Origin of the sequence: Rhizobium sp. BK619 (assembly GCF_014195245.1) — a bacterium.
In the GTDB taxonomy this organism is placed as follows: Bacteria; Pseudomonadota; Alphaproteobacteria; order Rhizobiales; family Rhizobiaceae; genus Rhizobium; species Rhizobium acidisoli.
Map to the genome: position 1 here is coordinate 66,076 of NZ_JACIBH010000012.1, position 11,943 is coordinate 78,018.

An 11,943-nucleotide genomic window follows, 5' to 3' on the forward strand; every position below is an offset into this window, starting at 1 on the left:
AGGCCCGCGCCTCTTGCCGATCTCCCCCCTTGTGGGGGAGATGCCCGGCAGGGCAGAGGGGGGTGCCTTCCGGCACGCCCTTCGCCTACCGTTTGGAGTGCGGCATGCCCCTGATCAACCTCCCCGAATTTGCCAGTGACCTGCTGGCCGAGTTCGACGCCCGCAAGGTCGAGCGCATCGACACGCCGGTCATTCAGCCCGCCGAGCCTTTCCTCGATATCGCCGGCGAGGATCTGCGCCGCCGCATCTTCATGACGGAGAGCGAAACCGGCGCCAGCCTCTGCCTGCGTCCGGAATTCACCATCCCCGTCTGTCTACGCCACATTGAGACGGCGACCGGCACGCCGAAGCGCTACGCCTATCTCGGCGAAGTGTTCCGCCAGCGCCGCGACGGCGCCAATGAATTCTATCAGGCCGGCATCGAGGATCTCGGTGATATCAACATACCGAGCGCCGACGCCCGCGCCATCGGCGATGCCACCGGCATTCTCGCCCGCCTGCTGCCAGGCCGGCGCCTGTCGGTGACGCTGGGCGACCAAGCAGTGTTCGAGGCGGTCGTCCAGGCGCTCGGCCTGCCGCTCGGCTGGCAGAAGCGGCTGATCCACGCCTTCGGCAACATGACGCAGCTCGAAGCGCTGCTGGCCGGTCTCGTCAGTCCGCAATTCGTCACCGGGCTGGATGACGATATCGCCAAGCTTGTCGCATCAGGCGACGAGCAGGCGCTGGTCTCCCATCTCGAGCAGGAAATGCAGGCGACGGGTTATTCGACCAATGCCGGCCGCTCGCCGCTGGAGATTGCCCGGCGGCTCAAGGAAAAGCTAATCCTCTCCGAAACGCGCCTCGACGACGCGGCTTTCCACGTGCTGGAAGAGTTCCTGTCGCTCGACGTGCCGCTCGTCAATGCGTCCGCAGCACTGGCCGGTTTTGCCGATGCTGCCGGCCTGAAACTCGGCAATGCGCTCTCCCGCTTCAACGGCCGGGTCGCCGCCCTTGCCGATGCCGGCGTCGATCTTTCCTGCCTCGATTACCGCGCCGCCTTCGGACGGCCGCTCGACTATTACACCGGCCTCGTCTTCGAGGTGACGGTTGAAGGATCGGCCGCGGTTCTGGCCGGCGGCGGCCGCTTCGATAAACTCCTGACCTTCCTCGGTGCGACGGACCGCATTCCGGCCGTCGGCTTCTCCTTCTGGCTCGACCGCATCGAAACCGAAAGGGCAGCCGTATGACCATCACCATCGCGCTTCCCTCCAAGGGCCGGATGAAGGACGATGCTTCGGCGATCTTCGAACGGGCCGGCATGCCGATCACGGCTGTCGGCAACGACCGCTCCTATCGCGGCCGCGTCGAAGGCTGGGACGATGTCGAGGTGGCCTTCCTCTCGGCTTCCGAAATCTCCCGCGAACTCGGCAACGGCACCGTCGATTTCGGCGTCACCGGCGAGGATCTGATGCGGGAAGGTTTTTCCGAGGTGGATAAGCGCGTCGAATTCTGCGCCCGCCTCGGCTTCGGCCATGCCGATGTCGTCGTCGCCGTGCCGGAAATCTGGCTGGATGTCGAGACCATGGCCGATCTCGGCGATGTCGCTGCCGATTTCCGCGCCCGCCACTCCAGGCGCCTGGCCATCGCCACCAAATACTGGCGGCTGACCCAGCAGTTCTTTTCGAGCCAGCACGGCATTCAGCTCTATCGTATCGTCGAAAGCCTCGGTGCCACCGAGGGCGCTCCCGCCTCCGGCTCGGCCGATATCATCGTCGATATCACCTCTACCGGCTCGACGCTGCGCGCCAACCACCTGAAGGTGCTCCAGGACGGCGTCATCCTGCATTCGCAGGCCTGCCTGGTGCGCGCCCGCAAGGAGAGCCACGTCGATGCGCCGGTCGTGCAGGCGATTATCGACGCGGTGCGCGCCGCCCTCTGATCTAGCGATCATTGAATGCATAAGAAAACCCGCCGTCAATTCAATGACGGCGGGTTCTGCATGTCTGGGAGGATGTCTGTTGGATCAGGCAGCCGCATAGGCGCCGCGGCGGGCGTCAATCGAATAGGCACCGGCACCGACCGTGGCGAGCAATATGTACGCGCCGGCCAGCGTGATGTTCTTCATGACCATGATCTGGTTGAGGATGTTCACGAGCTCCGCGCCACTTGCGTAGGGCAGATGGAAGGCAACGGCCGTGAAGACGCAGAAGCCCGCGAGCAGCCATCCGGCAATGCGGACCTGGAAGCCTGTGAGAACGGCAAGGCCGGCGAGCAGTTCGAAGAGGCCTGCGACATAGGCCAACAGGGTTGCTGCGGGCAGGCCGGCACCGGCGATCATGCCCGCAGTACCGGCAGGATCGGTTAGTTTCATGAAGCCGGACAGGACGAACATGAAAGACAGAAGAATGCGGGCAATCAGGATAATGGCGTTCGACATGGATGCTGTCTCCGTTTGAATGACTCTGGAGATCTTGGTGCCCCGGCACCGTGTGGACCTCGGATGCCTCCTATGTCGCCTTTTTCCTTCGTTATGGAAAGATAAACGAACGGGGACAGTTCGTTCAATAATATGGAACGATATCCTGCGGACAGCCGCTTGCCTTTGCCGCACCCGGCCTCTTATGGTCGGCGCCCAACAAGGAGAATCCGATGGCAGATTTGTCCGCATTTCCGATCACGAAGCGCTGGCCGGCGAAAAATCCCGACATCATCCAGCTCTATTCCCTGCAGACCCCGAATGGGGTGAAGGTATCGGTCGCCCTCGAGGAGCTCGGGCTCGCCTATGAGCCGCATTATATTTCCTTTGCCGCCAATGAGCAGAAGTCGCCCGAATTCGAATCCCTCAACCCGAACGGCCGCATTCCGGCGATCATCGATCCCAACGGGCCCGATGGCAAACCGATCGGTCTTTTCGAATCCGGCGCCATCCTGCTTTATCTCGCGGAAAAGACCGGCAAGCTCATCCCTGCGGATGCCGCCGGCCGCTACGAATGCATTCAGTGGGTGTTTTTCCAGATGGCCGGGATCGGCCCGATGTTCGGCCAGTTCGGCCATTTCCACAAATTCGCCGCCGACAAGGTTGCCAACAATTCCTATCCGGTGGAGCGCTACCGCGACGAATCCAAGCGGCTGCTCGGCGTGCTCGAAGGCCGGCTGAAGGGTCGGCAGTGGATCATGGGCGATCAGTATACGATCGCCGACATCACCACTTTCACCTGGGTTCGCGGCGCCGATATTTTTTATGGCGGCCGCGAGATTCTCGACTATGCGAATTTCCCCGCCGTGATGGACTGGCTGCAGCGCTGCATCGCCCGCCCGGCCAGCGAGAAGGGGCTGAACATTCCGGTTAAGCCGGAGTAACGCATCGCCGGAAAACACAAAGGCCGTCCTCGCGGACGGCCTTTTGCTCTGCATTGGTGGTCTTATCGCGGACTTGTGATCTGTCTTGCGCCTTCGAGCTTGAAGCGCGGAAAGATAAAGACGCCGACCATGCTGCCGCTGTATTTTTCCTCGAGCCCGTTCGACTCGCCCATGCAGAAGAGCGGCTGGCGCAAGCCGTTCGGCATGATGATCGTCGTCGAAAAACAGAAGGAGGAGCAGAGCGTCGCCGCCTGCTCGAACAGTTCCAGGATGTGGCCGCGGTCCTTGCTGTCATAGCAGCGGATCAGGCTCAAGAGCCCGCAGTCCCGTGCGGAGAGGCCGTGCAGCATCGCGCTCCATTCGCCGAGGCGGAGCATGCCGCTCGACAAATCTCCGGTCCAGGCCTCGGAAATCGAAAACTGAGCCACCATCTCGTCATTTTGATTGTGATGTTCAAGCGAGCCGGGTGTCAAAGGTACGGCTGCATTGGCTTTGGCGATCTTAAACAAGGCGTTCCCCCGTTCGGATGCAGCTCCTCCGCCGCACGCTCGGTAAACACAAAAACAGGATCACGCAGCAGCGGGCATGATGCCCGTGCTTTTTACCGACGATCGTTGCCCGGGCCAACGGGCCCGCGGAACGTCTCTCGCGCTCGTTTGTGGGCGCGCTTCAATTGCAGCGCGGATTTATAGGAGCTTTTGAACAAACGGCAACGGCTTTTTAAGGGGTGGTCGGATCGGCATTTTTCCTGGGATGCCGGTATCCTCAGCCTATCGAGCGGGGAAGCAGCGCCGAAACCTCAATTTAGCGGGTTTTGGATGCGGTTCCACGCGATATGAGGTGAGAAATGGTGCCGCAACACCGCAATCTCCCGCCGAGACCGGCGGCCTAAAAAAGCGTGGCAACGCAAGCTTCGCGAAAGCTTCCCGGACGGAAGCGGGCGATGCGCCATGAAATTGCGCACAACTGACCGAATCGCCAGAGACAAGAAATGGGCGCAAAAGAAAAGGGCGACCCGAAGGCCGCCCTCCTATTCCGGATGTACCGGAATGGATGTCAGTGACGGCTTTCGCCTATCACATCATGTCCATTCCGCCAGTTCAGCGCGCTTGACGCGCTGAACCATCTTAGATGATGGGCGGATTTATGAACGATGCTGTGAAAGGCCTTTAGCCTATCACATCATGTCCATTCCGCCCATGCCGCCCATGCCGCCCGGCATGCCGCCGCCAGCCGATTCTTTCTTCGGCAGTTCGGCGATCATGGCTTCGGTGGTGATCAGCAGCGATGCAACAGAAGCAGCGTTCTGCAGTGCCGTGCGAACGACCTTGAGCGGGTCGACGATACCCATGGCGATCATGTCGCCGAATTCGGACGTCTGGGCGTTGTAGCCGTAGTTGTCTTCATTCTTGTCGAGGACCTTGCCGACAACGATCGAGGCTTCGTCGCCTGCGTTTTCAGCGATCTGACGAACGAGCGACTGCAGGGCGCGGCGAACGATGTTGATGCCGGCTTCCTGGTCGTCGTTTGCACCCTTGACGGTGATCTTCGTGGAGGAGCGCAGGAGAGCGATACCGCCGCCGGGGACGATGCCTTCCTGAACGGCAGCGCGCGTCGCGTTGAGGGCGTCGTCGATGCGGTCCTTCTTTTCCTTCACTTCGACTTCCGTCGAGCCGCCGACGCGGATGACGGCAACGCCGCCAGCGAGCTTGGCAAGACGTTCCTGCAGCTTCTCGCGGTCGTAGTCGGAGGTGGTTTCTTCGATCTGGGCCTTGATCTGGGCAACACGGCCTTCGATGTCGGACTTGGCGCCCGAACCGTCGACGATCGTGGTGTTTTCCTTGGAGATCGAAACCTTCTTCGCACGGCCGAGCATGTCGAGCGTGACGGATTCGAGCTTGATGCCGAGGTCTTCGGAGATCACGGTGCCGCCGGTCAGGATGGCGATGTCTTCGAGCATGGCCTTGCGGCGGTCGCCGAAGCCAGGCGCCTTGACGGCAGCGATCTTGAGGCCGCCGCGCAGCTTGTTGACGACGAGGGTCGCAAGAGCTTCGCCTTCGACGTCTTCAGCGATGATCAGGAGCGGCTTGCCGGTCTGGACGACAGCTTCGAGAACCGGGAGCATCGACTGCAGGTTCGAGAGCTTCTTCTCGTGAAGGAGAATGAAGACGTCTTCGAGGTCGGCGATCATCTTTTCCGGGTTGGTCACGAAGTAGGGGCTGAGGTAGCCGCGGTCGAACTGCATGCCTTCGACAACTTCGAGTTCGGTTTCGGCGGTCTTGGCTTCTTCAACCGTGATGACGCCTTCGTTGCCGACCTTCTGCATGGCTTCGGCAATGTCGAGACCGACCTGCTTGTCGCCGTTTGCCGAGATCGTGCCGACCTGTGCAACTTCTTCAGAGGTGGAGATCTTCTTGGCCTTGGCCTGGAGATCCTTCACGACGTCGGCCACAGCGAGGTCGATACCGCGCTTCAGGTCCATCGGGTTCATGCCGGCTGCAACGGCCTTGTTGCCTTCGCGAACGATCGCCTGGGCCAGAACGGTTGCAGTCGTGGTGCCGTCGCCGGCGATGTCGTTGGTCTTCGAAGCAACTTCGCGGACCATCTGAGCGCCCATGTTTTCGAACTTGTCTTCGAGTTCGATTTCCTTGGCGACGGAAACGCCGTCCTTGGTGATGCGCGGAGCGCCGAAGGACTTGTCGATGATGACGTTACGGCCCTTCGGGCCGAGCGTTACCTTGACTGCATCGGCGAGAATGTCGACGCCACGCAGCATCTTTTCGCGCGCGGTACGACCAAACTTGATTTCTTTAGATGCCATGATTGAAACTCCTCAATTCGAGTGTCCGGGTTCTAGACCCGTCGGCTACGTCGGAAAGGCCAGCGGCTGATCAGCCGATGATGCCCATAATGTCGGCTTCCTTCATGATCAGAAGGTCTTCGCCGTCGATCTTGACTTCGGTGCCGGACCACTTGCCGAACAGGATGCGGTCGCCAGCCTTGACGTCGAGTGCGACGACCTTGCCGGACTCGTCACGAGCGCCGGAACCGACGGCGACGATCTCGCCTTCCTGCGGCTTTTCCTTGGCGGTATCGGGAATGATGATGCCACCCTTGGTCTTGGCTTCGGACTCAACGCGGCGAACAACGACGCGGTCGTGAAGGGGGCGGAAGTTGGTGCTTGCCATTGTCTAATCCCTCGATCGAATGACATTCGCGGGCCGGAGCGGCCCACATGGATAGATGTTAGCACTCCCTTGCGGTGAGTGCTAGCGACGAGCATTTAGGGATGGCTCCGAAAGGAGTCAATGAGAGCAATCACGAATTTTTGTGCCCGAATTGTGAAGAGGCCGGAGAATTACGCAGATTGCCGCCGAAACCGGCACGCTGGGCGGACGACAAAGAAAATTCCTTGCCATCGCCTTGCGCCTTTGCAATGTCACCGGTGACTGAAGCAAATCGGGAAATCGGAATGGCCAGGCGGATAGAAAACTTCTCGGAAATCACAGCTCACTATGACGTGGTGCTCTGCGATGTCTGGGGCGTCGTTCACAATGGCGTCGATCCTTTTCCGAAGGCGGCCGCTGCCCTTGAAGCGGCGCGCGCCGGCGGCGTCGCCGTCGTCCTCATCACCAATTCGCCGCGCCTTTCGTGGCAGGTCGTCGAGCAGCTGCGCCAGATCGGCGTTCCCGACAGCGCCTATGACCGGATCGTCACCTCTGGCGACGTAACCCGCCGGCTGATCGCCGAAGGGCCGAAGACGGTCTTTCTGCTTGGCCCCGAGCGTGACAGCCCGCTGCTCGACGGTCTCGACGTCGAGCGCCGGCCGGCAGGCGAAGCGCAATCGCTCGTCTGCACCGGCTTCTTCGACGATGAGACCCAGAAGCCGGAGGATTACACCGACATGCTTCTGGAGTTCAAATCCCGCGAGGTGCCGATGATCTGCGCCAATCCCGACCTCGTCGTCGAGCGCGGCCATCGCATCATTCCCTGCGCCGGCGCCATGGCCGCCTATTACGAGCAGCTTGGCGGCAGCACCCGCATCGCCGGAAAACCGCACCGGCCGATCTATGAGGCAACGCTGGCCGCTGCCCGCGAGCTTCGCGGCGATTTCCCCGTCGACCGCGTGCTGGCGATCGGCGACGGCATGCCGACGGACGTGCGCGGCGCCTTGAATTACGGCCTCGACCTTCTCTACATCAGCGGCGGTATCCACGCCCGGGAATACACCTTGAACGGCGAGACCGACGAGGCGATCCTCAACGCCTATCTCGATCGGGAAAACGCCGCGCCGAAGTGGTGGATGCCCCGCCTTGCATAGAGACTTGCATAAAGAGAAGCCAGCCGATGACCGTCTTCCACCGCAATGAAACCCGGGAACCCTTGCCCGCCCATCTCAAGGGCGGCGTCATTGCCATCGGTAATTTCGACGGCGTGCACCGCGGCCATCAGTCGGTGCTCAACCGCGCGCTCGAAATCTCCAAGGCGCGCGGCATTCCGGCTTTGGTGCTGACATTCGAACCGCATCCGCGCACGGTCTTCCGGCCCGAGACCCCGGTCTTCCGCCTGACGCCCGCGCCGCTGAAGGCGCGCATCCTGGAAACGCTGGGGTTCAACGCGGTGATCGAATACCCCTTCGATTACGAGTTCTCGCAGCGTTCGGCCGATGATTTCATCCATTCGATCCTCAAGGATTGGCTCGGCGCCTCGGAAGTCGTCACCGGCTTCGATTTCCATTTCGGCCGCGGCCGCGAGGGCGGTCCCGCCTTCCTGATGAACGCCGGCCAGACCTATGGCTTCGGTGTCACTCTGATCGATGCCTTCCGCGATGAAAACGCCGATGTCGTCTCGTCGAGCCATATCCGCGCGCTGCTGAAAGAAGGCAGCGTCAGCGAAGTTGCCGGCATGCTGGGCTACCGCTATACGGTCGAGGCCGAGGTGATCGACGGCGAAAAGCTCGGACGGCAGCTCGGTTTTCCCACCGCCAACATGCGCCTGCCGCCGGAGGTCGAACTTGCCGCCGGCATCTACGCCGTCCGCTTCCGCCGCCAGGACGGCACGCTGCACGACGCCGTCGCCAGCTACGGCCGCCGCCCGACGGTGACGGAAAACGGCGCGCCGCTGCTCGAAACCTATCTTTTCGACTTCAGCGGCGACCTCTACGGCCAGCGCTGCGCCGTCTCCTTCTTCGGCTATCTAAGACCCGAACTGAAATTCGACGGCCTTGATCCGCTGGTCGCCCAGATCAAGCGCGACGAGGAAGAGGCGAGGGCGCTGCTGTCGGGCGTCCAGCCCTTGGGCGAACTCGACCGGAAGCTCTGCTTTTCCTGAGGCTGCGCTGGGTACGGGATTTTTCGATCGCAAACAAAATTTCGCTCGCGACGGGGGATCGCATAGCGCGAATTCTGCTCTTCCTTTTCCAGGCAAAAACGCCTATGAACCGGCGCTATGACGAAATTTCGGCTGGCGATGACGATGCGAATTATCGGCCCGGCCTTCCGCGCGCGCTAAGCGGCCGGGAGGTCCGGGTTTTTGGCGCTTGGCTATGAGCGCTTCCGTCACCAGCTTTTTCACGCCGTTGCGCCCCTTCCTGGGCCGCCAGAAACGATTGTCCCGATATGACCGACACAGCCGAAAAGATCGACTATTCGAAGACCCTCTATTTGCCCGAAACCGATTTCCCGATGCGCGCCGGCCTGCCGCAGAAGGAGCCGGAGCTGGTCAAGCGCTGGCAGGAGATGGGTCTCTACAAGAAACTGCGCGCTTCGGCCGCCGGCCGCGAAAAGTTCGTCCTGCACGACGGCCCGCCCTATGCCAACGGCAACATCCACATCGGCCACGCGCTGAACAAGATCCTCAAGGACGTCATCAACCGCTCGTTCCAGATGCGCGGCTACGACGCCAACTACGTGCCCGGCTGGGATTGCCACGGCCTGCCGATCGAGTGGAAGATCGAGGAGAAATACCGCGAGAAGGGCAGGAACAAGGACGAGGTCCCGGTCAATGAGTTCCGCCGGGAATGCCGTGAATTCGCCACCGGCTGGATCAAGACCCAGGCGGAAGAGTTCAAGCGTCTCGGCATCGAGGGCGACTTCGACAACCCCTATACGACGATGAACTTCCACGCGGAATCGCGCATCGCCGGCGAGCTCCTGAAGATCGTCGCAAGCGGCCAGCTCTATCGCGGCTCCAAGCCGATCATGTGGTCGGTCGTCGAGCGCACGGCGCTCGCCGAGGCCGAGGTCGAGTATCAGGACTACGAGAGCGACACGATCTGGGTGAAATTCCCCGTTGTCGAAGGTCCGGCTGCGCTCAAAGATGCCTTCGTTGTCATCTGGACGACGACGCCCTGGACGATCCCCGGCAATCGCGCGGTCTCCTTTTCCGCGCGTGTCTCCTACGGTCTCTACGAGGTAACGGCTGCCGAGAACGATTTTGGTCCGCGTCCCGGCGAAAGGCTGATCTTTGCCGACAAGCTGGCCGAGGAATCCTTCGCCAAGTCAAAGCTGCAGTACAAGCGCCTGAGCGATGTCTCTGCGGCCGACTTCGCAGCGATGGCCTGTGCGCATCCCTTCAAGGGTCTGGACGGCGGCTATGAATTCGCCGTGCCATTGCTCGATGGCGATCACGTCACCGACGATGCCGGTACCGGTTTCGTGCACACGGCACCCAGCCACGGCCGCGAAGACTTCGATGCCTGGATGTCGGCCGTCCGCACGCTTGAGGCTCGTGGCATCGACTCCAAAATCCCGTTCCCCGTCGATGACGGCGGCTTCTACACATCGGACGCTCCCGGCTTCGAAGGCGCCCGCGTCATCGACGACAACGGCAAGAAGGGCGATGCCAACGACCGCGTCATCAAGGCATTGATCGAACGCAACGCGCTCTTTGCCCGCGGCCGGCTGAAGCACCAGTATCCGCATTCCTGGCGCTCGAAGAAGCCGGTGATCTTCCGCAACACGCCGCAATGGTTCGTCTACATGGACAAGACCCTTGCCGACGGCACGACGCTGCGTTCGCGGGCGCTGGGGGCGATCGACGACACGCGTTTCGTGCCCGCAGCCGGCCAGAACCGCTTGCGCGCCATGATCGAGGGCCGTCCGGACTGGGTTCTTTCCCGTCAAAGAGCATGGGGCGTGCCGATCGCTGTCTTTGCCGACGATGAGGGCGAGGTCCTGGTCGATGAAGCCGTCAACGCCCGTATCCTCGAGGCCTTCGAACAGGAGGGCGCCGACGCCTGGTTTGCCGATGGCGCCAAGGAGCGTTTCCTCGGCAACGACCATGACCATTCCCGCTGGAAGCAGGTCATGGATATCCTCGACGTTTGGTTCGATTCCGGCTCGACGCACACCTTCACGCTGGAGGACCGCCCCGACCTGAAGTGGCCGGCCGACCTCTATCTCGAAGGGTCCGACCAGCATCGCGGCTGGTTCCATTCCTCGCTCTTGGAATCGGCTGCCACCCGCGGCCGCGCGCCTTATAACGCCGTCCTCACCCATGGTTTCACCATGGACGAGAAGGGCGAGAAGATGTCGAAGTCGAAGGGCAACGTTACGGCGCCGCAGGAAGTGATGAAGGATGCCGGCGCCGATATCCTGCGCCTCTGGGTGATGACCTCGGATTATGCAGACGACCTGCGCGTCGGCAAGACGATCATCCAGACCAATGTCGACGCCTATCGCAAGCTGCGCAACACCATCCGCTGGATGCTCGGCACCCTTGCCCATGACAAGGGCGAGGAGATCTTGCTTGCCGATCTGCCGGAACTGGAGCAGCTGATGCTGCACCGGCTTGCCGAACTCGACGAGCTGGTGCGCGAGAACTACGATGCCTTCGACTTCAAGAAGATCGCCCGTGCGCTGATCGATTTTGCCAATGTCGAGCTGTCGGCCTTCTATTTCGATGTCCGCAAGGATGCGCTCTATTGCGACGCGCCGTCGAGCCTGCGCCGGCGCGCCAGCCTGCACGTCATCCGCCAGATCTTCGATTGCATGGTGACGTGGCTTGCGCCGATGCTGCCCTTCACCACCGAGGAGGCCTGGCTGTCGCGCAACCCGTCTGCCGTTTCCGTGCATCTGGAGCAGTTTGCCCCGGTTGCAAAGGAATGGCGTAACGATGCCCTGGCCGAGAAGTGGAAGAAGATCCGCGCCGTCCGCTCGGTTGTCACGGGCGCCCTGGAAATCGAGCGCAAGGACAAGCGCATCGGCTCTTCGCTGGAAGCCGCTCCCGTCGTCCACATCGCCGATCCGGAACTGATGAAGGCGCTGGAAGGCCAGGACTTCACCGAAGTCTGCATCACCTCGGCCATCGAAATTGCGGCCGGCGAAGGCCCGGCGGAGGCCTTCCGCCTTGCCGAAGTGCCTCTGGTCAGCGTCGTGCCGAAGCTTGCCGAGGGCGAGAAATGCGCCCGCTCCTGGCGCATCACCAGGGATGTGGGCTCCGATCCCGAATATCCCGATGTCTCTGCCCGTGACGCTGCCGCGCTTCGCGAGCTTGCCCGGCTCGCGTGAAGATATTTGCCGGGTGAATTGCGTTTTCGCGGTTCATCCGGTAAAAGCTGCCTGAAAATGGCCGGATTTTTGCGTCAGGGGGACGGTTGTCCGG

At 61.7% G+C, this 11,943-nt stretch carries 10 protein-coding genes; 6 read left to right on the forward strand and 4 right to left on the reverse strand.

The genetic code is table 11. The annotated features are described in order from the left end of the window. Nucleotides 1-104 precede the first annotated feature (104 nt). Both FHX14_RS22600 and hisG read left to right on the forward strand, forming a co-directional pair. Nucleotides 105-1,226, forward strand: coding sequence for an ATP phosphoribosyltransferase regulatory subunit (locus FHX14_RS22600; protein WP_184378809.1), 1,122 nt, complete (start codon nt 105-107; stop codon nt 1,224-1,226). Next, nucleotides 1,223-1,918: an ATP phosphoribosyltransferase gene (hisG, locus tag FHX14_RS22605; RefSeq protein ID WP_054181414.1), complete on the forward strand. Its 696-nt coding sequence runs from the start codon at nt 1,223-1,225 to the stop codon at nt 1,916-1,918. The genes FHX14_RS22600 and hisG overlap by 4 nt, the downstream gene beginning before the upstream one ends. 84 nt (nt 1,919-2,002) lie before the next feature. Here hisG and FHX14_RS22610 read toward each other — a convergent pair whose 3' ends face one another. Next, entirely contained in the window at nt 2,003-2,416 is a 414-nt protein-coding gene (locus tag FHX14_RS22610; RefSeq protein WP_012556712.1) for a DoxX family protein, read from the reverse strand. Between the two features lie 212 nt (nt 2,417-2,628). Here FHX14_RS22610 and FHX14_RS22615 point away from each other — a divergent pair, with 212 nt between their 5' ends. After that, nucleotides 2,629-3,339 carry a glutathione binding-like protein gene (locus FHX14_RS22615; RefSeq protein ID WP_184378811.1) on the forward strand — a complete coding sequence of 237 codons (711 nt, stop codon included), beginning with the start codon at nt 2,629-2,631 and terminating at the stop codon, nt 3,337-3,339. Nucleotides 3,340-3,401: 62 nt separating this feature from the next. Here the strand turns inward: FHX14_RS22615 and FHX14_RS22620 are convergent, their stop codons facing one another. From FHX14_RS22620 to groES, 3 genes are all read right to left on the reverse strand, one after another. Next, the gene (locus FHX14_RS22620) at nt 3,402-3,848 is read right to left on the reverse strand and encodes a hypothetical protein (protein WP_097623992.1); all 447 of its coding nucleotides are present in this window, start codon (nt 3,846-3,848) and stop codon (nt 3,402-3,404) included. Nucleotides 3,849-4,516: 668 nt separating this feature from the next. Continuing rightward, nucleotides 4,517-6,160 (reverse strand): chaperonin GroEL, encoded by a 1,644-nt coding sequence (gene groL / locus FHX14_RS22625; RefSeq protein WP_003584509.1) that lies wholly within the window; start codon nt 6,158-6,160, stop codon nt 4,517-4,519. A 70-nt stretch (nt 6,161-6,230) separates the two neighbouring features. After that, the gene (gene groES, locus FHX14_RS22630) at nt 6,231-6,527 is read right to left on the reverse strand and encodes a co-chaperone GroES (protein WP_003545797.1); all 297 of its coding nucleotides are present in this window, start codon (nt 6,525-6,527) and stop codon (nt 6,231-6,233) included. A gap of 284 nt (nt 6,528-6,811) precedes the next feature. Here groES and FHX14_RS22635 point away from each other — a divergent pair, with 284 nt between their 5' ends. The 3 genes from FHX14_RS22635 to ileS all read left to right on the forward strand — a co-directional run bounded on the left by FHX14_RS22635 (nt 6,812) and on the right by ileS (nt 11,849). Then, complete coding sequence (locus FHX14_RS22635) at nt 6,812-7,660, forward strand: TIGR01459 family HAD-type hydrolase (protein ID WP_184378813.1); 849 nt, start codon at nt 6,812-6,814, stop codon at nt 7,658-7,660. A 26-nt stretch (nt 7,661-7,686) separates the two neighbouring features. Next, nucleotides 7,687-8,670, forward strand: coding sequence for a bifunctional riboflavin kinase/FAD synthetase (locus tag FHX14_RS22640; protein ID WP_003588298.1), 984 nt, complete (start codon nt 7,687-7,689; stop codon nt 8,668-8,670). Between the two features lie 287 nt (nt 8,671-8,957). Continuing rightward, nucleotides 8,958-11,849, forward strand: coding sequence for an isoleucine--tRNA ligase (ileS, locus tag FHX14_RS22645; protein WP_184378815.1), 2,892 nt, complete (start codon nt 8,958-8,960; stop codon nt 11,847-11,849). Nucleotides 11,850-11,943 lie beyond the last annotated feature (94 nt).